This window comes from Halomonas sp. M4R1S46, assembly GCF_025725685.1.
Classification (GTDB): Bacteria; Pseudomonadota; Gammaproteobacteria; order Pseudomonadales; family Halomonadaceae; genus Halomonas.
On record NZ_CP107008.1, the window covers coordinates 2,078,374 to 2,102,803 of the forward strand.

At 70.1% G+C, this 24,430-nt stretch carries 23 protein-coding genes; 9 read left to right on the forward strand and 14 right to left on the reverse strand.

Features of this window, described 5'->3' with window-relative positions; all coding sequences use genetic code 11:
- Positions 1-7: 7 nt before the first annotated feature.
- The 3 genes from OCT48_RS09860 to OCT48_RS09870 form a co-directional block, all read right to left on the reverse strand.
- Positions 8-709 (reverse strand): pseudouridine synthase, encoded by a 702-nt coding sequence (locus OCT48_RS09860; protein WP_263592518.1) that lies wholly within the window; start codon positions 707-709, stop codon positions 8-10.
- Positions 709-1,524: an amidohydrolase gene (locus OCT48_RS09865; protein ID WP_263592519.1), complete on the reverse strand. Its 816-nt coding sequence runs from the start codon at positions 1,522-1,524 to the stop codon at positions 709-711. Before OCT48_RS09865 ends, OCT48_RS09860 begins: the two co-directional genes overlap by 1 nt.
- A 261-nt stretch (positions 1,525-1,785) precedes the next feature.
- Positions 1,786-2,622, reverse strand: a complete 837-nt coding sequence (locus tag OCT48_RS09870; protein ID WP_263592520.1) for an alpha/beta hydrolase — start codon at positions 2,620-2,622, stop codon at positions 1,786-1,788.
- A 225-nt stretch (positions 2,623-2,847) separates the two neighbouring features.
- Between OCT48_RS09870 and rarD the strand changes: the two genes are divergently transcribed.
- The 5 genes from rarD (at position 2,848) to OCT48_RS09895 (ending at position 8,087) form a co-directional block, all read left to right on the forward strand.
- A complete protein-coding gene (gene rarD / locus OCT48_RS09875) occupies positions 2,848-3,753 on the forward strand; it encodes an EamA family transporter RarD (protein ID WP_263592521.1) in 906 nt (301 codons plus the stop codon).
- Between the two features lie 97 nt (positions 3,754-3,850).
- The gene (locus tag OCT48_RS09880; RefSeq protein WP_263592522.1) at positions 3,851-4,999 is read left to right on the forward strand and encodes an NAD(P)/FAD-dependent oxidoreductase; all 1,149 of its coding nucleotides are present in this window, start codon (positions 3,851-3,853) and stop codon (positions 4,997-4,999) included.
- Positions 5,000-5,134: 135 nt separating this feature from the next.
- Positions 5,135-6,847 carry a SulP family inorganic anion transporter gene (locus tag OCT48_RS09885; protein WP_263592523.1) on the forward strand — a complete coding sequence of 571 codons (1,713 nt, stop codon included), beginning with the start codon at positions 5,135-5,137 and terminating at the stop codon, positions 6,845-6,847.
- 226 nt (positions 6,848-7,073) lie between these two features.
- Positions 7,074-7,760 carry a DNA-binding transcriptional regulator CsiR gene (gene csiR, locus OCT48_RS09890; RefSeq protein ID WP_263592524.1) on the forward strand — a complete coding sequence of 229 codons (687 nt, stop codon included), beginning with the start codon at positions 7,074-7,076 and terminating at the stop codon, positions 7,758-7,760.
- A gap of 108 nt (positions 7,761-7,868) precedes the next feature.
- Positions 7,869-8,087 (forward strand): hypothetical protein, encoded by a 219-nt coding sequence (locus OCT48_RS09895; protein WP_263592525.1) that lies wholly within the window; start codon positions 7,869-7,871, stop codon positions 8,085-8,087.
- A 7-nt stretch (positions 8,088-8,094) separates the two neighbouring features.
- On the opposite strand, the gene OCT48_RS09900 is transcribed toward OCT48_RS09895, so the two are convergent.
- From OCT48_RS09900 to OCT48_RS09910, 3 genes are read right to left on the reverse strand one after another with little or no spacing between them, the layout of a single operon-like run.
- Positions 8,095-9,030, reverse strand: coding sequence for a biotin-dependent carboxyltransferase family protein (locus OCT48_RS09900; RefSeq protein WP_263592526.1), 936 nt, complete (start codon positions 9,028-9,030; stop codon positions 8,095-8,097).
- Complete coding sequence (pxpB, locus tag OCT48_RS09905; RefSeq protein ID WP_263592527.1) at positions 9,027-9,746, reverse strand: 5-oxoprolinase subunit PxpB; 720 nt, start codon at positions 9,744-9,746, stop codon at positions 9,027-9,029. The genes OCT48_RS09900 and pxpB overlap by 4 nt, the downstream gene beginning before the upstream one ends.
- Positions 9,743-10,498, reverse strand: a complete 756-nt coding sequence (locus OCT48_RS09910; RefSeq protein WP_263592528.1) for a 5-oxoprolinase subunit PxpA — start codon at positions 10,496-10,498, stop codon at positions 9,743-9,745. The genes pxpB and OCT48_RS09910 overlap by 4 nt, the downstream gene beginning before the upstream one ends.
- A gap of 206 nt (positions 10,499-10,704) precedes the next feature.
- On the opposite strand from OCT48_RS09910, the gene OCT48_RS09915 reads away from it, so the two are divergent.
- The 4 genes from OCT48_RS09915 (at position 10,705) to OCT48_RS09930 (ending at position 14,443) form a co-directional block, all read left to right on the forward strand.
- The gene (locus OCT48_RS09915; protein WP_263592529.1) at positions 10,705-11,709 is read left to right on the forward strand and encodes a TRAP transporter substrate-binding protein; all 1,005 of its coding nucleotides are present in this window, start codon (positions 10,705-10,707) and stop codon (positions 11,707-11,709) included.
- Between the two features lie 337 nt (positions 11,710-12,046).
- Positions 12,047-12,598, forward strand: coding sequence for a TRAP transporter small permease (locus OCT48_RS09920; RefSeq protein WP_263592530.1), 552 nt, complete (start codon positions 12,047-12,049; stop codon positions 12,596-12,598).
- Between the two features lie 13 nt (positions 12,599-12,611).
- Positions 12,612-13,910, forward strand: coding sequence for a TRAP transporter large permease (locus tag OCT48_RS09925; RefSeq protein ID WP_263592531.1), 1,299 nt, complete (start codon positions 12,612-12,614; stop codon positions 13,908-13,910).
- Positions 13,910-14,443, forward strand: coding sequence for a winged helix DNA-binding protein (locus OCT48_RS09930; RefSeq protein ID WP_263592532.1), 534 nt, complete (start codon positions 13,910-13,912; stop codon positions 14,441-14,443). Before OCT48_RS09925 ends, OCT48_RS09930 begins: the two co-directional genes overlap by 1 nt.
- A 15-nt stretch (positions 14,444-14,458) precedes the next feature.
- On the opposite strand, the gene OCT48_RS09935 is transcribed toward OCT48_RS09930, so the two are convergent.
- From OCT48_RS09935 to OCT48_RS09970, 8 genes are all read right to left on the reverse strand, one after another.
- Positions 14,459-16,318 (reverse strand): protein kinase domain-containing protein, encoded by a 1,860-nt coding sequence (locus tag OCT48_RS09935; RefSeq protein WP_263592533.1) that lies wholly within the window; start codon positions 16,316-16,318, stop codon positions 14,459-14,461.
- 175 nt (positions 16,319-16,493) lie between these two features.
- Entirely contained in the window at positions 16,494-18,065 is a 1,572-nt protein-coding gene (locus OCT48_RS09940; RefSeq protein ID WP_263592534.1) for a dihydrolipoyllysine-residue acetyltransferase, read from the reverse strand.
- Positions 18,066-18,091: 26 nt separating this feature from the next.
- The gene (locus tag OCT48_RS09945; RefSeq protein ID WP_263592535.1) at positions 18,092-19,069 is read right to left on the reverse strand and encodes an alpha-ketoacid dehydrogenase subunit beta; all 978 of its coding nucleotides are present in this window, start codon (positions 19,067-19,069) and stop codon (positions 18,092-18,094) included.
- A gap of 1 nt (position 19,070) precedes the next feature.
- Entirely contained in the window at positions 19,071-20,294 is a 1,224-nt protein-coding gene (locus OCT48_RS09950; RefSeq protein ID WP_263592536.1) for a thiamine pyrophosphate-dependent dehydrogenase E1 component subunit alpha, read from the reverse strand.
- Between the two features lie 263 nt (positions 20,295-20,557).
- A complete protein-coding gene (locus OCT48_RS09955) occupies positions 20,558-21,316 on the reverse strand; it encodes an ABC transporter permease (protein ID WP_263592537.1) in 759 nt (252 codons plus the stop codon).
- Positions 21,309-22,253, reverse strand: coding sequence for an ABC transporter ATP-binding protein (locus OCT48_RS09960; RefSeq protein ID WP_263592538.1), 945 nt, complete (start codon positions 22,251-22,253; stop codon positions 21,309-21,311). The genes OCT48_RS09955 and OCT48_RS09960 overlap by 8 nt, the downstream gene beginning before the upstream one ends.
- A complete protein-coding gene (locus OCT48_RS09965) occupies positions 22,250-23,416 on the reverse strand; it encodes an ABC transporter permease (RefSeq protein WP_263592539.1) in 1,167 nt (388 codons plus the stop codon). Before OCT48_RS09965 ends, OCT48_RS09960 begins: the two co-directional genes overlap by 4 nt.
- A gap of 8 nt (positions 23,417-23,424) precedes the next feature.
- Positions 23,425-24,348, reverse strand: a complete 924-nt coding sequence (locus OCT48_RS09970) for an ABC transporter substrate-binding protein (protein WP_263592540.1) — start codon at positions 24,346-24,348, stop codon at positions 23,425-23,427.
- Positions 24,349-24,430 lie beyond the last annotated feature (82 nt).

Genomic DNA, 24,430 nt, shown 5'->3' on the forward strand with positions numbered 1-24,430 from the left:
GCGCGGCTCAGAACAGGGCCACCTCCTGCTCGGTGAGGTCGCGCCACTCGCCGGGCGCCAGCGCCGGATCGAGACGCAACGCCCCCACCGATTCGCGATGCAGGGCCTCCACATGGTTGCCGATGGCCGCGAACATCCGTCGCACCTGGTGGTAGCGCCCCTCGGTGATGGTCAGGCGGGCCCGATGGGCATCGACAAGCTCGAGCTCGGCCGGGCGGGTCGCGGCCTCCTCGCCCTCGAGCCACACGCCCTCGGCGAAGGCGGCCACCGCCCGCGCGGCCTCCTCGCCCGCCAGCGGGCGCGCCAGGGTCGCCCGGTAGACCTTGGCACAGGCCCGCTTCGGCGAGGTGACCCGGTGGGACCACTGGCCGTCGTCGGTCAGCAGCAGCAGTCCGGTGGTCTCGACATCCAGCCGCCCCACCGGCCGCAGCCGCTCCGCCTTGGGCGCCTCGACCAGGTCCACCGCCCGCGGGTACAGGCCCCGGCGGGCGGTGCACTCCACGCCGGCCGGCTTGTGCAACATGATGTGGCGCAGGCCCACCAGGGCCAGCGGCACGCCGTTCCAGGTGACACGGTCCTCATCGCCGACGTGCCGGGCGCCCTTCTTCTCGGGCTCGCCGTTGACGGTCACCTCGCCCCGGGACAGGGCCCGCTTGGCCAGTCCCCGGGTGAGCTCGGTGCTTTCCGAGAGGAAACGATCCAGGCGCATCAGACCCCCACCCCGTCGGCCAGAGCGAAGTGGTCGGCATCGCGCCAGGCCGGGAACTTCTCGCGGAAGTCGGCGAGCTCGTCCAGCGACAGGCGGCCGGTCCTGACGAAGGGGGTGTCGCGCGGCTCGTCGATCAAGGCCTCGCCCTTGGCGTCCACCAGCATGGAGTCGCCGGCATAGGCCATGCCCTTGGCATCCTCGCCCACCCGGTTGACGCCGATCACCGGGCACAGGTTCTCGACGGCCCGGGCCTGCAGCAGGACCCGCCAGGGATGGCGCCGCGGGGCGGGCCAGTTGGCCACGCACAGCAGGGCATCGTATTCGAAATGCTCGCCGGGGGCCGGCTGCTGGCGCAGCCAGACCGGAAAGCGCAGGTCGTAGCAGACGCTGAGCAGCACTCGGAAGCCCTTCAGCTCGACGATTACCCGCTCATGGCCCATGGCGTAGCGCTCGTGCTCGCCGGCCATGCGGAACAGGTGGCGCTTGTCGTAGTGCACCAGGCTGCCATCGGGACGCGCCCAGACCAGCCGGTTGAAGTAGTCGCCATCCTCCACCACGGCCAGGCTGCCGGTCACCACGCAGCCGCGTCGCCGTGCCTGGTCCTGCAGCCAGGCCACGGTGGCGCTGTCGGCCATCGGCTCGGCCATCTCCCGGGAATTCATGGTAAAACCGGTGGCGAACATCTCCGGCAGGACGATCAGGTCGGTCTCGTCCCCGCCGAGATCGCCCAGGGTCTCCTCGAGCATCCGGCAATTGGCCTCGGGGTCTTCCCAGCGCAGGTCGGACTGCACCAGGGTGGTTCGAAGTTCGCTCATCATGGACTCCATCGGCTCGGGGGGAATGCCTCCAGCCTAACCGAGACGCCGGTTGCACGCAGCCATCGACGCCGGCAGCACAAGGCTATCGCAGTTAGCGATGTCGCTCGGGGCTGATCCGTCGACAGGTCTGCGAGGGGGCGCTGTGAACCCCTCCCTGGGCGCTACCGACGCCATCCCTGGCGTAGGACCCCCTCTTCGACCTGTCCCCGGCGTCCCTCGTTAGACCCAGCTGCGATTGCCCGGGGCGACAGCAGGGGATCAGGGACGCCGCGTCTGGAGGTGCTCGTCCAGAAACGCGGCGATGCCGGTGGAATACGCCGGCTGGCTGTCGAGGAAACCGGTGTTGTGGCCGCCGTGGATGACCAGCAGCTCCTTGGGCTCGCGGGCGGCCTCGAAGACGGCCTCGCCCTCGCTGAAGGGGATGATCTCGTCATCCCGGCTGTGGATGACCAGCAGCGGTGCCGAGCGCTGGGTCACGTACCTCTCGACATCGTAATCGAAACGCGACACCCAGCGAACCGGCAGGAAGGGATAGAGCCGCTGGCCGAGCTTGGGCACCGAGCGAAACGCCGATTCCAGGATCAGCGCCGCCGGGCCCTCGTCCGGCGGCAGCGCCGCGGCCAGTTCCGCGGCCACGCCCGCCCCGAGGGAACGGCCGAAGAGCACGATCTCCTCGGCGGCGAGGCCGCGGCGCTCGACCAGCCACTGCCAGGCCGCCCGCGCATCGCGCGCGGTCCCTGCCTCTGAAGGGCGCCCTTCGCTGTCCCCGTAACCGCGGTAGTCGACGATCAGTATCGAGAGCCCCAGCCGGTGGAATTGGCGGATCGACGCCAGGCGGTGGGAGATGTTGCCGGCATTGCCGTGAAAGAAGAGCAGCGTGGCCCGCGCCGGCTCGGCCGGCACCCACCACGCCGCCAGGCTGAGGTCGTCGCTGGTACGCAGCCTCACCGGTTCCCAGTCGAGGCCGATGTCGGTCGGCGTCCCCACGACCTCGCGCCCCACATGGGGCAGGTAGAGCAGGCGTGCCTGGCAGCCCCAGAGCAGCAGCACCACCAGGCAATATGTGGCCAGGAGGCCAGCGACGACCCTCAGCATCACGCCTCCCTTACTGTCCGCCGGTCGCGATGCCCAAGGCTGCGGCACCGGTCTAATGGATGGGGCATTTGACCAGAGGATGCCATGTCCCAGACTGCTGGGCCTATCCTGGACATCTTCGGCAGCGTTACCGATCCGCGTCATCCCAGCCAGGTGCGACGGCGTCCGCCTCGGTACACGGCGGCCGGTGTGTGCTAGCCTAGGTATTTTGTTAGGACGTTAAGCATGATCCCGACCGCCACCGACGCCGAGGCCGCCAAGGGGGTGGGCTTCGGTCTCGCCGCCTACCTGATGTGGGGCTGCTTCCCGCTGTTCTTCGCCCTCCTCGAGGGCGTGCCTTCCTACGAGATCCTCATCCATCGGGTGCTCTGGTCGTGCCTCTTCCTGGCCGGGCTGATCGTGCTGCTGCGCCGCTGGTCGCCGGTCCGCCAGGCCCTGAGGCAGCCGCGGCGACTCGGCCGGGTGCTCGGCTGCGCGGTGTTGATCGCCGTCAACTGGGGCCTGTACATCTATGCGGTGGAGAGCCGTCAGGTGCTCCAGGCCAGCCTCGGCTACTTCCTCACGCCCCTGGTCAACGTGGCCCTGGGGATGCTCGTGCTGCGCGAGCGCATGGTGCGCCTGCAGGCCCTGGCGGTGGTGCTGGCCGGCGTGGCCATCGCCCTGCAACTGGCGATACTCGGCGAACTGCCCTGGATCAGCCTGACCCTGGCCCTGTCCTTCGGCACCTATGGGCTGCTGCGCAAGCAGGTCCCCCTGGATGGCCTGTCGGGCCTGTTCGTCGAGACCCTGCTGCTGCTGCCCTTCGGGCTGCTGGCGCTGGCTTGGCTCGGCCAGGCCGGCCAGTCCCACTTCCTCGCCGACGGCCACACCACCGCCCTGCTGGTGACCAGCGGGGTGATCACCGCCCTGCCGCTGCTGGCCTTCGCAGGGGCGGCGCGGCGCCTGCGGCTGGCGACCCTGGGGTTCCTGATGTACCTGAACCCGAGCCTGCAGTTCTTCATCGCCCTGCTGGTGTTCCGCGAGCCGCTGACCTCGGTCCAGCTGGCGACCTTCGGCCTGATCTGGATCGGCCTGGCCCTGTACTCCTGGTCGGCCTGGCAGGGTCGCCCGCGGCAGGCCGCCAGGACCTGAGTGCCGGGCTCACGGATCGCCGCCGCCATGGCGGGCCAGGGAGGCGTCGAGCCCGAGGGGACTCGCCTGGCCGGGACCACTCCGCTAACATCGCGCCATGACTCACGATGTCCCGCCCGTCGACCGGGCACCGGTGCTGCTGGTCGGCGCCGGTCATGCTCATCTCCACCTGATCCAGCAGCGCCGGCGCCTGCCGGCCGCGGACGTCATGCTGGTCGATCCGGGGAGCTTCTGGTATTCGGGCCTGGCAAGCGGCGTCCTCGGCGGCCAGTACCCGCCGGGGGAAGACCGCCTGGACCCCGCGCGCCTCGCCAGGCGCCATGGGGTCCGGGCCCTGCGCGGCCGCCTGAGCGGGCTCGACGCCCGGCGCCGCGAGGCGCTGCTCGCCGACGGCCGCCGCCTGCCCTTCTCGGTGCTGTCGTTCAACCTCGGCTCGCGCACGCCCTGCCCCGCCCCCCATCCCCGGGGACCCACCGCCTGGGCGGTGAAGCCGATTCCGTGCCTGGTGGCCCTGCATCATCGCCTGGCCCGCGAATTCGCCGCGGGCCGTCAGCCGCGCATCGTGGTGGTCGGCGGCGGTGCCAGCGGCGTGGAGGTGGCCTGCAACCTGTGGGCCCTGGCGCGACATCACGGCACCCCAGCCGATATCCGGCTGGTGACCCGCGGCCAGCGTCTGCTGGAAGGAGCCCCCGAACGGGCCGTGGCCTGGCTCGCGCGCCTGCTCGAGCGCCGCGGGATCCGGGTGTCCACGGGCCTCGAGGTGCGGGGCCATGCCGCCGGCGGCCTCATGGTCGCCGCCTTCGACCAGCCCTGGGGCGAGGACAGCTTCCGCTACCTCGAGGCCGACCACGTGGTGCATGCCGCCGGGCTGGCCCCTCCCGAGGTCGTCGACGGCCTGGGGCTGCCGACCCTGGCCGGTCGCGGCCTGGCCGTCACCGACGCCCTGCAGAGCCCGCAGGCCCCCTGGGCCTTCGCCGCCGGCGATTGTGCGGCGATGCTCCACCAGCGTCTGCCCCGTCTGGGCGTCTACGGCGTCCGCCAGGCGCCGGTGCTGTTGGCCAATATCGCCGCCCACCTGACGGGCGGCGCCCTGCAGTCCTATCGCCCCCAACCCCGCGCCCTGGCGATCCTCAACCTCGGCCAGGGACAGGCGCTGGCCATTCGCGGTCGGCGCTGGTGGGGCGGCCGGCTCGCCATGGTCTGGAAGCGCTGGCTGGATGCCCGCTTCCTGGCCGGCTACCGCTGAGCCAGCGGCATGGCCGGGCAGCGCGTGGTCGCCCCTGGCCACGCGGCCCTGGTCCACCCCCGCCTCACCAGGGCTGATGGTCGGGCCGATATCGTTTAGTCTGGACCCCGCCCACCACGACCGCGATAGGCCCGGATGCTCAAACGCTACCTGCCGATTCTGACCTGGCTGCCCCACTACAACCGCCGCCTGTGCGGTGCCGACCTGCTGGCCGGCACCATCGTCACCATCATGGTGATTCCCCAGTCCCTGGCCTACGCCATCCTGGCCGGCCTGCCGGCGGTGGTCGGGCTCTATGCCAGCATCCTGCCGCTGCTCGCCTACACCCTGCTCGGCACCAGCCGCACCCTGGCGGTGGGGCCGGTGGCCATCATCGCCCTGATGACCGGTGCGGCGCTGGCCGGCGTGGCCCCCCCGGGCTCGCCGGAGTACCTGCAGGCCGCTCTGGTGCTGTCGCTGCTCTCCGGGGCGATGCTGGCGATCATGGGCCTGCTGCGCATGGGCTTCTTCGCCAACTTCCTGAGCCACCCGGTGATCGGCGGGTTCCTGTCGGCCTCGGGCCTGCTCATCGCCACCAGCCAGCTGTCCCACCTGCTCGGCATCGACACCGGTGGCTACGACGCCCTGACCCTGGCGGCTAGCCTGGTGCGACACCTCGACGCGGTGCACGGCCCGACCCTGGCCATGGGGATCGGCACCCTGGCCTTCCTGGTCGCCGTGCGACGCCTCGGCCGCCCGGCCCTGACACGCCTGGGCCTGCCGACGGGCCTCGCCGGCCTGATCACCCGGGCCGGCCCGGTCTTCGCGGTCGTCGCCACCGCCCTGATCAGCTGGTGGCTGGGGCTCGCCGAGCGGGGCGTGGCGGTGGTCGGCAGCGTGCCGGCCGGCCTCCCGCCGCTGACCCTGCCCCCCTTCGAGGCGGCGCTGTGGCGGGAGCTGCTGGTACCGGCGCTGCTGATCAGCGTGGTGGGCTTCGTCGAGTCGATCTCCATGGCACAGATGCTCGCCGCCAAGCGGCGCGAGCGCATCTCGCCCAACCAGGAGCTGATCGGGCTGGGCGGCGCCAACCTCGCCGCGGCCTTCTCCGCCGGCATGCCGGTCACCGGGGGGCTCTCGCGCACCGTCATCAACTACGAGTCCGGGGCGCGCACGCCCATGGCCGGCCTCTTCGCAGCCATCGGCATCGGCCTGGTCACGCTGGCCCTGACCCCGCTGCTCTACCACCTGCCGGTGGCGACCCTGGCCGCCACCATCACCGTGGCCATCCTGACCCTGGTGGACATCCCGCTGATCCGCCAGACCTGGCGCTATTCGCGCAGCGACTTCTCGGCCATGGCGGTGACCATGGTGCTGACGCTGGTGGAGGGGGTCGAGGCCGGCATCATCAGCGGCGTGCTGCTGTCGATCATGCTCTTCCTGTATCGCACCAGCCGGCCCCATAGCGCCCTGGTGGGGCGGATCCCCGGCACCGAGCACTTTCGCAGCGTGCTGCGCCACGACACCGAGACGGTCAGCCACCTGGCCCTGCTGCGCATCGACGAGAGCCTCTACTTCGCCAATGCCCGCTACCTGGAGGACACCCTCTACGCCCTGGTGGCGAGCCGCCCCGAACTGGAACATGTCGTGCTGATCTGCTCCGCGGTGAACCTGATCGATGCCTCGGCACTCGAGAGCCTGGACGCCATCAATGCCCGGCTGAAGGACTCCCGGGTCACCCTGCACCTGGCCGAGGTGAAGGGCCCGGTGATGGACCAGCTCAAGAAGAGCCACTTCCTCGACGCGCTCGCCGGACGGGTCTTCCTCAGCACCTATGCGGCCTGGACCGAACTGCGCCGCCCGACGCAATGAGCACGATACGGGGCCCGAACAGCGCCTCTCCCATGCCCTCGGGCAGCCGCTCGCAGGCAGCCTCCGCCGGGGCGAAGACGGTGACGGGCCTTCGTCCTGCTGGGTCTTGCCCCGGACAATGTCCATCATTTGCCGGGATGAGGTGTATCCTCAGGAAGTGACGACGATTATCGAGCCTGACGATGATCGGGTATCATGAGCGTCTACTTCAGGGAACGGCAGTACCATGGACAGCACCCCGAAACAGAACCTCGGCATCAGCGCCTACACCTGGCTCAAGCACGACATCATCCGCGGCGTCTTCCAGCCGGGCGAGAAGCTGCTGATGAGCCGGCTGAAGGAGCGCTACGACCTGGGCATCGGGCCGCTGCGCGAGGCGCTCTCGCAGCTGGTCGCCGAACGGCTGGTGGTGGCCATCAGCCAGCGGGGCTACCGGGTCGCGCCCATGTCCCGGGAGGAGCTCGCCGATCTCTACGACGCCAGGGCACAGCTCGAGGGACTGGTGCTGGAGCTGGCCATCGAGCGCGGCGACGACAGCTGGGAGGCGGAGATCCTGGCCAAGGCCCATACTTTGGCCAAGGTCATGGAGGTGAGGAGCCCGGACGAGATGCTCGATGTCTGGGATGCCCGCCACAAGGCATTCCATACCGCCATCGCCGCCGGCTGCAACTCGCCACACCTGATGCAGCTGCGCGAGAGCCTGTTCGACCAGGTCGAGCGCTACCGCCATCTCTGGCTGCAGGCCACCGTGTTCTCCGAGGAGGCCCTGGAACGCAAGCGTCGGGAGCACGCCGCCCTAGTCGAGGTCATCCTGGCGCGCGACGCCAGCCGGGCGCGGCCGATGATGCGGGAACACCTGATGACCCCGGTGCCGATCATCCTCGACGTCATGCAGCAGCGAGGCCTGGCCTAGCCGCTCCTCGCGCGACTGTCCGGATCCGGCAGGCCGATGTCGCTCGGCGTCATGGGGCTGTCATGGCGAGGTGCGAGACTTCGGTTGTCCCCCAGAGGAGAGACCGTCATGCCCATGCCCCACCTGCTGCGCCTGACCCGCGACCAGGAGATACGCCTCGACCGCCTGGCCGAGCGCTGCGCGCTGTCGCGCACCGAACTGCTCGAACGCCTGGTGGCCGAGGGTCTCACGGCTCTCGAGACCGAGCTGATGATCGAGGGCGCCGGCCTGCGCCGCGCCGAGCGCAGCATCGACCAGCTGCTGCGCGAAAGCGGCCTGGGCGCCTGATCCCCGGTCAGCGAAAGAGCGCGCGGAAGCGGCGATGCTCGGCCAGCGCCCGCTCGGCGGCGACGGCCGCCAGCCGGACCTCCTGGCCCGGCAGGCACTGCGCCAGCCGAGCGCAGGCCAGCGGCGTCAGCGCCCCCAGCCGCGGGTAGCCGCCGATGGTCTGACGATCATTGAGCAGGGCGATGGGCTGGCCATCGGGGGGCACCTGGACCGCTCCCAGGCCGAGCCCCTCGGAGATCAGCGTCTCCACCCGGCAATGCAGCCGGGGACCGGTCAATCGCACCCCCATGCGATCGGCCCGGTCGTCGACCCGCCAGGCGGCGTTGAAGGCGCGGTACAGGCTCGCCCCGTCGAACTCGCCGATCTGGGCCCCCGGCAGCAGGGCCAGACGCGGCATCGCGGTGTAGTCGGGCCGGACGTCGGGCGGCGCCGCCTCGCCGCGGACGCCCCGCGCCGCGCCGCCGACCGCCAGACGATCCCCCTCCGCCAGCGACCGCCCGTGGCCGTCGTGGCCGCCCAGCCCCTCGCGAACCACACAGGCCGTGCTGCCGAGCACCGGGTCGGCGCGAAAGCCGCCGGCCACCGCCAGGTAGGCCCGCAGGCCGGCGACCGGCTGGCGGAAGGCCACCACCTGCCCCGCCCGCACCCGCAGCCCACGCCACAGCGGCAGCGGCGCCTCGTCCAGAGTCGCCCCCAGATCGCCCCCGCAGACCGCCAGCGTCAGGTCGCGCTCCGCCTCGAGCGCCAGGCCGCCGAAGGTGACCTCCAGCGCCGTCGCGCCCCAGTCGTTGCCCGCCAGGCGATTGGCCCAGGCCCAGCCATGCAGGTCCGCGGGGCCGCCCTGGGTCACGCCCAGCCGTCGCACGCCGAAGCGTCCGGCATCCTGCAGCAGCGCCAGCGGGCCCGCCCGGCGCACGCGCAATCCCGGCACCGCATCCGTCATCGCTTGTCCTCCATGGCCGTATCATCGCCGCCCAGTCGGGTGAAGGCCTCCCGCGTCACGGGCACGAAGCGCACCCGGTCGCCCACCTTCAGCAGGCTGAAGCCCTCCCGGTCCCGATCGAAGAGCACCGCGGCGGTGCGCCCGATCAGGTTCCAGCCCCCCGGGGAGACCAGCGGATAGGCCGCCGTCTGGCGCCCGGCGATCCCCACGCTGCCGGCGGGCACGCGCTTGCGGGGCGTCTCGAGCCGGGGGCACGCCAGGCGCTCCTCCACACGGCCCATGAAGGCGAATCCCGGGGCGAAGCCCAGGGCGAAGACCCGGTAGGTAGCAGCACTGTGGCACTCGACGACCTGCTCCACGCTCAGCCCGCTGCGCTCGGCGAGCCGGGCGAGCTCGGGGCCCACCGAGGGGTCGTACCAGGTGGGCAGCTCCCGCAGCGGCGTCCCCTCGGCCGCCTCGTCGGGCCGCAGGGACGCCACCACGCCCGCCAGCCGCTGGCGCGCCTCGCCGGGCGAGAGCGCCAGCGGGTCGAAGACCACCAGCAGGGTGGTATAGGACGGCACCAGGTCGACGAGCGCCTCGCCGAAGGCCGCCTCGCAGTCCCGCACCAGGGCGGTGAGCCAGGGCATGTTGGCCTCGTCGATCTCGGCGAACAGGCGCACCAGCCAGCCGTCGAGGCCGGCGGACTCGAGACGCGGCAGTCGCATGGCCGTCATCCTGCCCTCCCCGAGTCGCGCAAGGCCGCGCGGATGGCCTTGATGGCGGCGATCGACTCGGCGTTGTCACCGTGCACGCAGAGGGTGTCGGCCGCCAGCACCAGCTCGCTGCCGTCGCGGGCGACCAGCGGCTCCCCCCGGGCGATGCGCCGGGCCTGGTCGACGATGACCTCGGTGTCGTGATGCACGGCGCCCGGCTCGCGGCGCGAGACCAGCCGACCCTCGCCATCGTAGGCGCGGTCCGCGAAGGCCTCGAACCACAGGGTCACGCGGTGCTCGTCGGCCAGCTCCCGCGCGGCGGAGGGATCCCGGGTGGCCATGACCATCAACGGCAGGTCGGCGTCATAGGCCACCAGCGCCCGCATCACGGCGGCGAGGATCTCGGGGTCGCGCATCATGTCGTTGTAGAGCGCCCCGTGGGGCTTGATGTAGCCGACGGACATGCCCTCCGCCCGGCACAGGCCCGCCAGGGCCCCGACCTGATAGAGCACCAGGTTCTCGATTTCCTCGGGGCTGCAGGCCATCGAACGACGCCCGAACCCCACCATGTCCGGATAGGCCGGGTGGGCGCCCACGGTCACGCCATGCTGGCGTGCCAGGCGCACGGTCTTGCGAATCACGTCGGGGTCGGAGGCATGAAAGCCACAGGCCACGTTGGCCAGGTCGACGTGGGGCATGACCTCATGGTCCAGCCCCATCACCCAGGGCCCGAAGCTTTCCCCCATGTCGGCATTGAGGAGCAGAGATTTCATGGCCACCTCTCCAAGGATAATTTCATCAATAAATTATCAACGTTTTATACTCATAACATCGTCAATTGATCTATGTATCGTTGACGAATCTCTCGCCGGCTGCATAACCTTCCCTCCGTCGACCCGCTATGCTCTAGGGAATCGCGCGGCCATCAACGCCGTGCATTGCCCCATAACAATAGACCGACCCGCGAGAGGAACCGCTCATGACCGTCCGCCAACCGCCGCTGACCCGGCTCGCCTCTGCCATCGCGCTGGGTGTGGGCCTGGCCACCCTGGGCCTCGACGCCCAGGCCGCCACCGAATGGGACATGCCGACGCCCTACGGCGACCGCACCTTCCATACCGTCAATATCCGCGAATTCGCCGACGACGTCCGTGAGGCCACCGATGGCGAGTTGGACATCACCGTGCATTCCAACGGCTCGCTGATCGGCCATGCCGAGATCAAGAACTCGGTGCGCCGCGGCATCGTGCCCATCGGCGAGCTGATCATGTCGCGGCTGGCCAACGAGAACCCCATCTTCGAGGTCGACTCGGTGCCCTACCTGGCATCGAGCTATGAGGACGCCCGCACCCTGTGGGAGGCCTCCCGGGAGGTCATCGCCGAGGAGCTCGCCGAGCAGCGCCTGCGCCTGCTGTTCGCCGTGCCCTGGCCGCCCCAGGGGATCTACACCCAACAGGAGATCGACGACCCCGAGGATCTGCAGAACCTGAGCATGCGCGCCTACAATGCCGCCAGCGAGCGGCTCGCCCAACTGGCCGGCGCCGTGCCGACCCAGGTCGAGGTCCCGGACATTCCCACAGCCTTCAGCACCGGCCGCGTCGGCGCCATGATCACCTCCCCGGCCACCGGCGCCGACACCAAGGCGTGGGACTACCTGAGCCACTTCAACCATGCCCAGCTATGGCTGCCCAAGAACATGGTGATCGTCAGCGAGCGTGCCTTCGCGCGCCTCGACGAGGCCACCCGGCAGGCGGTGCTGGAGGCCGCCACCGCCGCCGAGGAGCGCGGTTGGGACATGAGCCGCCAGGAGACCGACGAGGCGCTGAAGGTGCTCGAGGAAAACGGCATCACGGTGACCACGCCGACGCCGGAACTCGCCGCCAGGCTGGAGGAGATCGGCGCCACCATGACCGAAGAGTGGGCCGAGCGCGCCGGCGAGCAGGGCGCCGCCATCCTCGAGGCCTACCGGGCCAGCCAGGAGTGATACAAGCGGGCCCTGACACTCGTGGCCAGGGCCCCTTCACATCAGCCGCCTCTCGCCCAAGCGCTCTTGTCCCAACTCCCCGGTATGACGGGCACCGGGGGCAGGCCGAAGCGAAGGTCCTACGCCAGGGGTGAGGAGAATTTCTCCGAACGGGCTGGCCATGGATGGCCAGCACCGGCCCTGCAAGCGGCGCAGGATGCGAGAGCGCCGCAGGGCGTCGGTAGCGCCCATGGACGGGTTCACAGCGCCTTCGCAAAGGCCTGCCGCCGGAACAGCCCGCCACTACGGTGGCATCTTCAATGAGCGCTAACATCTGGCGGTGCATCGGGAATTCACCATGACCTATCGACTCAGGCCCCTCTACAACCTCGGCGGCTACCTGTCCGCCACCTGCCTGGTGCTGATCTGCACCCTGATCACCGCCCAGATCCTCGGGCGCCTCATCGACCTGCTGACCACCGCCATCGGCGTGGGCCGCATCGGCCTGGCCATTCCCGGGCTCGCCGAGATCTCCGGCTTCCTGCTGGTGGGCGCGACCTTCCTGGGGCTGGCCTACACCTTCATCCACGGGGCGCATATCCGCGTGACCCTGGTGATCGGCCGGCTGCCGGCCCGCTACCGGGTCTTCGTCGAGGTAGCCTGCCTGAGCGTGGCCCTGGCGCTGTGCCTCTATCTGGCCTTCTACCTCTACCGCCTGCTGGCCGACAGCATCGCCTTCGGCGAGACCTCCTACGGGCTGCTCAGCATCCCGCTGTGGCTGCCGCAATCGGCCATGCTCGCCGGCATCGGGCTGTTCTGCCTGGCGCTGGGCGAGGCCTGGTGGCAGACCCTGACCACCGCCCTGCGCCGGCCCGATGACTTCACCATCGACGACGCCAACCAGGAATGAGCGAGACCCGACCATGCTGATACTGACCACGACGCTCTTCGTCACGCTGCTGGTGCTGCTCGGCAGCGGCGTCTGGGTGGCCTTCTCGCTGCTGGGCCTGGGCTGGGTCGCGCTGAGCCAGTTCACCACCATCCCCACCGGCGACGTGATGGCCTCCGACATCTGGGGCGCCAGCTACAGCTGGGAGCTCACCGCCCTGCCGATGTTCATCTGGATGGGCGAGATCCTGTTCCGCTCGCGGCTGGCCGACGACATGTTCACCGGCCTCTCGCCCTGGATGCAGCGCATCCCCGGGCGACTGCTGCATACCAATGTGGTGGGCTGCGGGCTGTTCGCCGCGGTCTCCGGCTCCTCGGCCGCCACCTGTGCCACCATGGGCCGGATGACCATTCCCGAGCTGACCCGCCGCGGCTACGACGAGCAGCTGGTGATCGGCACCCTGGCCGGCTCGGCGACCCTGGGCCTGCTGATTCCGCCCTCGATCATCCTGATCGTCTACGGCGTGGCCACCGACCAGTCCATCGCCCGGCTGTTCATCGCCGGCATCTTTCCCGGCCTGCTGCTGATCAGCCTGTTCGCCGGCTACCTGATGCTCTGGGCCTGGCGCTACCCCGACAAGGTGCCCGCCGCCGACGCCCGGGTCGGCTGGGCGGAGCGCCTGCGCCGCTCGCGGCGGCTGATTCCCCTGCTGGGCCTGATCATCGGCGTGATCGGCTCGATCTATGCCGGCCTGGCCTCGCCCACCGAGGCCGCCGCCGTGGGCGTGGTGCTCTCGCTGCTGCTGGCGAAGGTCCAGGGCAGCATGGACCGGCTGGTGTTCCGCGATGCCCTGCTCGGCGCCGTGCGCACCTCCTGCATGATCGCCTTCATCCTCGCCGGCGCCTCCTTCCTGACCGCCGCCATGGGCTTCACCGGGCTGCCCAGCGACCTGGCCGCCTGGATCGGCACCCTGGGGCTCTCGCCGGTGATGCTGCTGGCGGCCCTCACGGTGCTGTTCATCCTGCTCGGCTGCTTCCTGGACGGCATCTCGGTGGTGGTGCTGACCACCTCGATCCTGCTGCCCATGGTCGAGGCGGCGGGCATCGACCTGATCTGGTTCGGCATCTACCTGGTGATCGTGGTGGAGATGTCGCAGATCACCCCGCCGATCGGCTTCAACCTCTTCGTGCTCCAGGGCATGACCGGCCGCAACATCCTGAGCATCGCCTGGGCCGCCCTGCCGTTCTTCTTCCTGATGATGCTCGGCGTGGTGCTGATCGGCCTCTTCCCGGAGATCGTCACCTACCTGCCCTCCGCCATGGGGAACCGCTGATGAGCCAGGACGATACCCGGACGGCCGCGTCGCCCCGCGGCCCGATCGTCTCCTCGGAGCACCTGTCCCGCAACGCCCAGGAGCTCTCGGAGTTCGAGTTCGGCATGATCATCGCCAGTCACGCCTTCCAGCGCTGGATGGTGCGTTGCATGACCGCCGCCGGCCTGCCGGAGCTGGGATCGCTGGACGTGCTGGTGCTGCACAGCATCAACCACCGGGAGCGCGCCAAGCGTCAGGCCGACATCTGCCTGGTGCTCAACGTGGAAGACACCCATACCGTGACCTATGCCCTGAAGAAGCTGGGCAAGCTGGGTCTGGTGGCGGGCGAGAAGCACGGCAAGGAGACCTTCTTTCGCACCACCGACCAGGGGCGCGAGACCTGCCAGCGCTATGCCGAGATCCGCGAGGCCTGCCTGGTGGACTCGCTGTCGACGCTCGGCATCGAGCGCGAGGACCTGCATCGCATCGCCGCGAGCCTGCGGGCCATGTCGGGGCTCTACGACCAGGCGGCACGGGCCGCCGCCTCACTCTAAGTCACGGCCGGTGGCTCAGCCTTCCCGCGCCGCCTCGGCCTCGCGCCGTGCCGCGGCCAGGGCCGCGCGGGGATCCCGGGGGTAGAAGCGCTCCGGCTGGCGGGCGACGTGGGCGAAGAAGCGGGTGTCCTTGTAGGGCATCTTCATGAAGCCCGAGACCCCGAGCCCCTCGATCAGCCCCACGGCATCGAGGATGTCGCCGAGGCGCCGGCGGAATTCCTCCTCCCGGGACGGGTCGAGCAGGCGGTAGTGGCTGTGGATCTTGAGGTGCTCGGGCAGCGCCTCGAAGATGATCATGCCGGTGTGGTGGATGTCGTTGAGGGCCTCGAGGGAGGAGATGATCGCCTCCGGCAGCACCAGGAACTCCTCCGGGTCGGGCCCGTCCTCGAAGTAGCTGTGCAGCCGTGAGCGATCCTCCAGCTCGGGAGCGGCGCTGACCTCGTAGGCCAGGCGCAGGTCCGGCGAGACCACGAAGGGCCGGTCGGGCCCCTCCCGATCCAGGTGCAGGGTATCCCGGGCATTGAACAGGCAACTCTTGAAGATGCCGCGCCGGTGGATGGCCCGAGCCAGGGTCACCATGTTGTTGACCGCGGCGACGAAGGCCGGCTTGAGCGCCGGGTCGTGGAGGTTCAGGGAGGTGTCGATGTAGACCCCATCGACCTCCCAGTGCACCGCCAGCCCCCCCACCACAGGATACTTGCCGAGCCGGCTCACCGCGGCCAGGAAGGCCTTCTCGGTCTCGCCCATGCCCTGCATGAAGTTCCTGTAGTAGCGATCCAGCTGGACGTCATTGACGTCGTTCAGGGTCTCGCGCACGCCCTCCTCGCGCAGGAAGGACTTGCGCGAGCTGTAGACCACGGTATCGATCTCGCGGTCCGGCGGCCGGCTCCAGACCGGCACCAGTGGGGCCTCCGGGGGCGCCGGCAGGTCGAGCATCACCAACCGGCCCAGCCGCGGCATCTCGCGGATGAAATGGTCCCCGGCCTTGAGGCGCACCCGGGGGTCGGGGTCGAGCATGCCGTCGAGCATGCGAGCGAACTCCATGGGCAGGCCGAGCGAGGTCGCCGGGATGGCGCGGTGGCCGAAGCGACACGACTGGGCCGAGGCCAGGGCATAGAGGGTGCCGGCGGCGCCCTGCTCGTCGAAGCGCGGCGAGGACAGCGCACCGTCGAGTTGCTCCTCGCCGATGAAGTAGACATCGCCGAGGCGGGCATTGGTCTGCTGCAGGTTGTCCGACATCAGCTCCATGACGTTGGCGGCCACGAACTGCTGGTTGGCGTCGAGCTGGGCGAACACCGAGGAGCCCCAGTCGATCAGGGCGATGGTCTCGTGGCGGTCGTCGTAGACCAGGTTGGAGGGCTTGATATCGCCGTGGACGATCGGCTTGCCGGAGGGGCCCGATTCCCGGCGCAGGGCGCGTAGGATGTCGGCGAGCTGGTCGGCGATGCGCACGACCAGCCGCGGCGACAGCCGCCCCTCGCGCAGCGAGACCTCCTCGAGGTTGACCCCGGGCGCCCGCTGCATCACCAGGATCGACTGGTTGCGCACCCGCTGGAAGACGATCAGCCGCGGCACCCGGGGATGGGCGACCTGCTCCAGCATGAAGGCCTCCTCCTCGAGGCGGTCCTGCAGGTGCTGGGGCAGGTTGACCCGGGTGAACTTGAAGACGTACTCCTCGCCGGTGGCGGTGAGGCCGGCGAAGACGAAGCCGTAGGCCCCCTTGCCGATCAGCTCGATATGCCGATAGCCCAGCTGCTCGAGCTGGGCCTGGCACAACGCCACCCACTCCTTGAGCTTGCGGGCGTCATGGTGACTGAGCAGGTAGACCGACTGGTCTTCCGGGATATAGAACTGCTGCAGCGGAGCCTGGGTCATGACTTGGGCTTCCTTTCACAACCCAGCGGATCAGAGTCGAGCTCTCCCGTCGGCAAGCTTTCGCGAGGGCGCTGTGAACCCGTCCCTGGGCGCTACCTTTGCCATCCTTGGCAAAGGACCCTCGCGTCACCTTGCCCCCGGTGCTCGGCATGGCTGGGAGCTTGGAAATACGCGCTTATCGAAGATGGAGGAGCATGGTCTCCGGCGCCTCGAGGTAGCGCTTCCAGGCATTGCAGAACCGCGCGATGGTGCCGCCGTCGATCAGGCGATGGTCGCCGGCCCAGGTCACGGTCATGATCGCCCGGCGGGTCACCTCGCCGGCCGCGTCGAAGCGCGGCAGCCACTGGGTCTTGCCGATGGCCACGATCGCCACCTCCGGGGCGTTGATGATGGGCGCGGCATAGGTGCCGCCCAGGGCGCCGATGTTGGAGATGCTGATGGTGCCGCCCTGCAGGTCGGCCTGGGCCACCCGCCCCTCCCGGGCCTCGCCGGTGAGGCGCTGGATCTCCCCGGCCACCTCCAGCAGGCTGAGCGTCTCCACGCCCTTGACGTTGGGCACCATCAGCCCCGCCTTGCCGTCCACCGCCATGCCGATATTGCAGGACGGCAGGTAGTGGATCTCGTCGGCGGCCTCGTTGAGGCGGCTGTTGAGGATCGGGAAGTCCTGGATCGCCAGCGCCATGGCCTTCATGAAGAAGGGCATTAACGTAAGCCTGGTATCGCGTGCCTCGGCCTCGGGCTTGAGCCGCTCGCGCAGCGCCAGCAGTGCGGTGGCGTCGATCTCCTCGCCGTACTGGAAGTGCGGGATGGTCGTGGCCGAGGCCACCATGCGCCGGGCCATGGCCGCCCGGACCCCGCGCATCGGCTCGATCCGCACCTCGCCCTCCTCGGCCGGGGCCGGGCGGGGAGCCGGCGCCGCCTCGACGGGCCGCGCCCGGCCGCCCTCGACCACCGCCATGACGTCCTCCTTGAGCACGCGACCGTCCTTGCCGGAGCCGGGAATCTCCTCGAGGCTCAATTCATGCTCGCGGACCAGGCGGCGCACCGCGGGGCTCGCCGGGATGCGCCCATGGGCACCGCGGCCCGCACGGGCGGAGGCCGCGGTGCCGGCCGGCGCGGCCCTGGGGGTCTCGGCCCGGCTGGCCGGCCCCGTCGCGGCGGCCTCCTCGGCCGGCTCGGCGCCGCCCTCGGGCACGTAGGCGAACAGCGGCGCATGCACCCTGGCGATCTCGCCCCTGGCGACGTGCAGCCGGCTCACCCGGCCCGCCTCGGGGGCGGTGATCTCGACCAGCGCCTTGTCGGTCATCACGTCGACCACCGGCTGATCCTCGGCGATGTCCTCGCCCTCGGCCACGCGCCACTCGACCACCTCGCACTCGACGATGCCCTCGCCGATATCCGGCAGGATGAAGTCCTTGGCCCGGCCGTCACGAGCCGGCGGGCGATGACCGCTCTGCGCCTCGGGCGCCGGCGTCTCGCTCGGGGTCGACTCGTCGGCCCCTGCGGCCTCGCCCTGCGCCTCGTAGGCGAACAGCGGGGCGTGAACCTTGGCGATCTCGCCCTTGCCGACGTGCAGCTTGGTGACCCGCCCGGCCTCGGGCGCGGTGATCTCGACCAGCGCCTTGTCGGTCATCACCTCGACCACCGGCTGGTCTTCCTCGACGGCATCGCCCTCGGCGACGCGCCATTCCACGACTTCGCACTCCACGATACCTTCACCGATATCGGGCAGCTTGAACTCCGTCATGATGTCTCTCCTGTCCTGATATCGGCTCAATAGTTCACGCTCTCGCGAATGGCCTCGAAGATCTTGAGGTGGTCCGGCAGGTACTCCTTCTCCAGGGTCAGCGGGAAGGGGGTATCCAGGCCGGTCACGCGCATGATGGGCGATTCCAGGTACAGGAAGCAGCGATCCTGGATGGCGGCGGCGATCTCGCCGGCGAAGCCGCCGGTGCGCGGCGCCTCGTGGGTGACCACCAGGCGGCCTGTCTTGAGCACCGACTCGGCCACGGCGTCCTCGTCCCAGGGCAGGATGCTGCGCAGGTCGATCACCTCACAGGAGATGCCCTCCTTCTCGGCCAGCTCCACGGCGCGCTCGATGACCTCCATCTGAGCGCCCCAGCCCACCAGGGTGACGTCGCTGCCTTCCTTGGTGACCTCGGCCTCGCCGATGGGCAACTGGTAGTCCTCCTCGGGCACCTCGCCGGTCGAGGCGCGGTAGAGGCGCTTGGGCTCGAAGAACAGCACCGGGTCCGGGTCGCGGATGGCGGCCAGCAGCAGGCCCTTGGCCTCGTAGGGATTGCGCGGCACCACGATCTTGAGGCCGGGCGTATGGGCGAAATAGGCTTCCGGGGACTGGGAGTGATAGTGGCCACCGGAGATGCCGCCGCCGTAGGGAGCGCGGATGGTCAGGCCGCCGACGTTGAAGAGGTCCCCCGAGCGATAGCGGAACTTGGCGGTCTCGTTGACGATCTGGTCGAAGGCCGGAAAGATGTAGTCGGCGAACTGGATCTCGGCCACCGGCACCGAGCCCTGGGCGGCCAGGCCGTTGGCGAAGCCGATGATGCCCTGCTCCACCAGCGGGGTGTTGAAGCAGCGCGTCCGCCCGTACTTCTCCTGCAGGTGGCTGGTGGCGCGGAAGACGCCCCCGAAGCCGCCCACGTCCTCGCCGAAGCACAGCACCTTCTCGTCCTCGGCCATGGCGATGTCCAGGGCGTTGTTGATGGCCTGCAGCATGTTCATGGTCGGCATCTCAGGCCCCTCCCTTGTCGGCTGCCGCGTCGTCGCCCTGGCTCAGTCCGGGATCCAGGGAGCGGGCGCCCCGGGGATAGGCATCGGGGTGGCGGCGGATATGCACCTTGAGGGCGTCGAGCTGGTGCTGCAGGGCCGGCGTGACGTCGGCGTAGACGTCCGTGACCAGGCTGTCCAGGGGCGGTGGCGGGCGCTTCTCGGCGCGCTTCATGGTCTCCAGGACCTCGCGGCGCAGGCTCTCCTGGAGGGCCTTCTCCTCCTCGTCGTCCCACCAGCCCTGCTCGTCCATCCAGCGCCGCATGCGCAGGATGGGATCCTTCTCGCGCCAGGCCTCCTCTTCCTTGCGCGAGCGGTAGCCGGAGGGATCGTCCGAGGACGAGTGGGCGGCCAGGCGATAGGTCATCGCCTCGATCAGCACCGGCTTGTTGCGCTCCACGGCGATGCGCCGGGCCTCCTGGGTGGCGCGGTAGACCGCCAGGATGTCGTTGCCGTCGACGCGGATCACGTGCATGCGGTAGCCGAAGGCCCGCGGCGCCACGCCGTCGGCGGCGAACTGCTCGATGGAGGGGGTGGAGATGGCATAACCGTTGTTGCGGCAGAAGAAGATCACCGGCACCTCGTGCACCGCCGCCATGTTCAGCGCGGCATGGAAGTCGCCCTCGGAGGCGGCCCCCTCGCCGAAGAAGACGATGGTGCACTGGCCGTCCCCGGCCAGCTTCTGACCATAGGCATAGCCCGTGGCCTGGGGAATCTGGGTGGCGAGCGGCGAGGAGATGGTCATGTAGTGCAGCTTGCGCGACCCGTAGTGGATCGGCATCTGGCGGCCCTTGCCGTAGTCGAGCTCGTTGCCGAACAGCTGGTTCATGAACTCGTCGAAGCTGAAGCCGCGATAGACCAGGGCGCCCTGCTCGCGGTACTGGGCCATGATCATGTCGGCGTCGTCCAGGGCGGCGGTGGCCCCGATCACCGCGGCCTCCTCCCCGGTGCACTGCATGTAGAAGCTCAGTCGCCCCTGGCGCTGGGCCGCCATCATGCGCTCGTCCAGGACCCGGGTGGCGATCATCGCGCGATAGATGCGCCGTGCCTGGTCGCGATCGAGGTCCGGCGCCTCGGCGCCCTCGAAGAGGCGGCCCTCCTGGGAGAGGACCCGGTAGGTGGGGATGCTGAACTCGTCCCCGGCCATGAAATCCGGCGCGTGGGTATCTCGCGTTGTGGTCATCGTCATGATCCTTACCCCTTTTGAGGGCAGTGTTGTCTCTATTCTTTCGGATCGCCAGGGGATTGCCCCGGCGCCGATCAACGCAGCAATATTGACGTTAACGTAAACTGCCGTTTCTGAATAGCCCCGGAGGACGTCTTCCGCCCCCGACGAACCAGGCCAACGTGCCTCCGCCATGTCGGGTGCGCCTCTGGCTTACTCCGACCGACGGCAGCGTCTCCCTCCTCTCGCCCGGGATCCCGGAAGATAACGGTATAACTCCGCCGGGATCAGCGTGGGCCGGCGGGTTGCAGGCGGGCGAAGAGGCTGTCGACGGTGAGCGCCAGCAGGCCGATCAGCACCGCCCCCTGGAGGACATAGGCGGTATTGCCGTTGACGATGCCCGAGATGATCGGGTCGCCGAGGTTGCTGGCCCCCACCGTGGCACCGATGGCCGCGGTGGCGATGTTGATGGTCACCGAGGTGCGGATGCCGGCGAGGATCACCGGCGCCGCCAGGGGCAGCTCGACCTGGCGCAGCAGCTGCCCCCCGGTCATGCCCATGCCCCTGGCCGCCTCGCGCACGCCCGGGTCGATGCCCTCGATCCCGGCCAGGGTGTTGCGCACGATGGGCAGCAGGCCGTAGAGCACCAGCGCCACGATGATCGGCAGGGTGCCGAAGCCGAGCACCGGCACGGCGAGCGCCAGCACCGCCACCGGCGGAAAGGTCTGGCCGATCGAGGCCAGCTGGGCCACCAGCGGCAGGAAGTCGCGCCCGCCCCGCCGCGTCACGGCCACCGCGGCCCCGACGCCCAGCAGGATCGCCAGCAGCGCCCCCACGCCGACCACCAGCAGGTGGCGGCCGAGCAGGACGAGGAAGTCGGCGCGGGCGTAGATGACCGCCCGGCTGTCGGGCTCGACCAGGCGGAACAGGCCCTCGAACCGCGCCATGCCCAGGCAGGCGCCCAGCAGCAGCAGCAGCCAGAGGGCGGGCGCCAGCCAGCGGCGCCCCACTAGTGCGCCGCCGAGCCTCGCCGGCCCCCTACTCATGGCCGCGGGCTCCCACCAGCCGCCGCAGCGACAGCTCGCCGATGGGCATATCGTCGTCGTCGACCACGGTCAGCCGCTCGGCATGACGCCAGAGCATGATCGACAGCGCCTCGCGCAGGGTGGCGTGCCGGCCCACCCGCTCCCGGGCCGGCCGCCGGGGGGCCAGCGGCAGCATCCGCTCGCTCACCGGCAGCAGGGCCGCCTCCTTGAGGCCCCGGTCCTCGCCACCGAGCAGCGAGGCGACGTAGTCGTCGGCGGGTTCGCGGAGCAGCGCCAGGGGATGACCCTGCTGGCGGATGCGCCCCTGGTGCATGACCACCAGGCGGTCGGCCAGGTGCAGGGCCTCGTCCATGTCGTGGGTGACGAAGACGATGGTCTTCTGCAGCCGGGCCTGCAGGGCCCGCAGTTCCTCCTGCAGGGTCTCCCGGGTGATCGGGTCCAGGGCGCCGAAGGGCTCGTCCATCAGCAGGATATCGGGGTCCGCGGCCAGGGCCCGGGCCACCCCGACCCGCTGGGCCTGGCCGCCGGAGAGCTGGCTGGGGTACTTGTCGGCGAACTCGTCCACGGCGAGGCCCAGCAGGGTCATCAGTTCCTCCACCCGCTCGCGGACCCGCTCCGCCGGCCACTTGAGCAGCCGCGGCACCAGGCCGATGTTGCGCGCCACCGTCCAGTGCGGGAAGAGGCCGGTACTCTGGATGGCGTAGCCCATGCGTCGGCGCAGGGTCTCCTCGCGGAAGGCGCGGATCTGCTGGCCATCGATGTGGATCTCGCCCTCGCTGTGCTCGATCAGGCGATTGATCATGCGCAGCGTCGTCGACTTGCCGCAGCCGGAGGTGCCCACCAGCACGCAGAACTCGCCCCTGGCCACGGACAGCGAGATGTCCTCCACCGCGGTCTCGGCCCCGAAGCGCTTGGTCACGTGGATCAGTTCGATCATCTCACCCCTCCCGGGCGCAGCAGGTCGGTCAGGGCGCCGAGCAGGGCATCGGCGAGCAGGGCCATCACCAGGATCGGCAAGGCGCCGAGCAGCACCAGGTCCATCGCCGCCTGGCCCAGCCCCTGGAAGATGAAGGTGCCGAGGCCACCGGCACCGATCAGCGCGGCCACGGCGGTCAACCCGATGGCCTGCACCGAGGTGATGCGGATGCCCTCGAGGATTACCGGCAGCGCCAGCGGCAGGCGCACCTGGCGGAACACCTGGCCACGGCTCATGCCCATGCCGCGGGCCGCCTCGATCACGCCGGGATCGACCTCGTCGAGGGCGACGAAGGTGTTGCGCACCATCGGCAGCAGGCTGTAGCCCACCAGCGCCAGCAACGCCGGCGCCCAGCCGATGCCGCTGACGCCGAGGTCCGCCAGCCACTCGACATTGGCGGCCAGCCAGGCGAGCGGCGCCAGCAGCAGGCCGAACAGCGCCAGGCTGGGAATCGTCTGCAGGAAGTTGAGCACCCCGAAGCCGACCTTCTGGACGCCGGGCCAGTGACGCATGGCCAGGGCCAGCACCACGCCCAACACCAGGCTCACCGTCACGGCCACGCCGACCAGCAGCAGGTGCTCGCCGATGGCACCGACGAACTGCTCGCGGCGCCCCCGGTATTCCTGGCGCAGGGCCAGGGGCTCGAGCCACAGGGCCAGGCAGGTCGCCAGGCTCGCCAGCGGCACCAGCAGCAGCGCCCAGCCCAGCGGCCGCGACAGGGCCAGCCGGCTACGCAGCTCGATCAGGGCCAGCAGCAGCAGGAAGAGCGCGACCCAGACCCCGGCGCCGATGCCCATGCGAACCTGGGGCAGCTCGGGGGCGACCAGGTTGGCCGCGGCCAGCGCCAGCCAGGCGGGCAAGGCGGCCAGCATGGCCACCACCAGCCCCAGCGACAGCCGCAGCCTGCCCGGCGTGGGTCGCCCGGCCAGCCAGAGCCCGGCCAGCAGGGGCAGCAGGCTCACCCCCAGGCCGGCGGGACCGGCGACCTCCCAGGCGGCGAAGCCGCTGCCGGGCACGATGCGGTTGGGCGCCACGCTCACGGCGTCCAGGCCGACCCAGGCGACCAGCGTGGCCAGCAGCAGGCTGGCGAGGACGATGTTGGGGCGTGTCGTGTCCCGGCGCACCCCGGGCCTCACTCGTCCAGGGTGTCCAGGAAGTCCGCGGCGACCCGGGCCGGATCGCGTCCGTTGACGGCGACGTCGCCGTTGAGGCGCTGCAGGGTGTCGCGATCCAGCGCCGCGAAGACCGGCGCCAGCAGGCTCTCGATCGTCGGATGGGCCTCGAGCACGGCCTGCCTGACCACCGGAGCCGGCTGGTAGACCGGCTGCACGCCCAGGCTGTCGTCCATGACCACCAGATCCAGGGCCTTGAGGCCGCCGTCGGTGCCGTAGGTCATGGCGGCGTTGACGCCGCTGGTCTGCTGGGCGGCGGCGCGCATGGTGGCGGCGGTGTTGCCGCCGGAGAGCACCAGCAGCTGCTCCTCGGACAGCGCGAAGCCGTACGCCTCCTGGAAGGCCGGCAGGGCCTGGGGCGACTCGACGAACTCGGCGCTGGCGGCGAGCTTGAACTCGCCCCCCTCATCCAAGTAGTCGGCCAGGTCCTCGAGGCTCTCCAGGCCGTGCTCCCGGGCCAGCTCGCCGCGTACGCTGATCGCCCAGGTGTTGTTGGCATCCGCCGGGGTCAGCCACACCAGGCCGTTCTGCTCCCGGTCCTTCTGCTTGACGGTCTCGTAGGCCTGCTCGGCGTCCTTCCACACCGGGCTGTCGGCCATGTCGAAGAAGAAGGCGCCGTTGCCGGTGTACTCGGGGTAGAGGTCGATCTCGCCGGCGGTGAGGGCCCCGCGCACGATGCTGGTGCCGCCGAGCTGCAGGCGGTTCTCGACCTCGATGCCGCCGGCCTCGAGGCGCTGCAGGATCAGCTGCCCCAGCACCGAGCCCTCGGTGTCGATCTTCGAGGCGACCACCACCGGGTCACCCGAGTCCTGAGCCTGGGCCGCGGCAAGCGTCATCAGGGTGCCGGCCGCGACGGCGGCGAGACGCGTCAATACTGGCTTCATGATTACCACCCACTTCCGCTATGAATGTAAGCTGAGTGTAAGGCCTGTACAGCTTGGCTGTCAGAACCACATCTCAACGCCA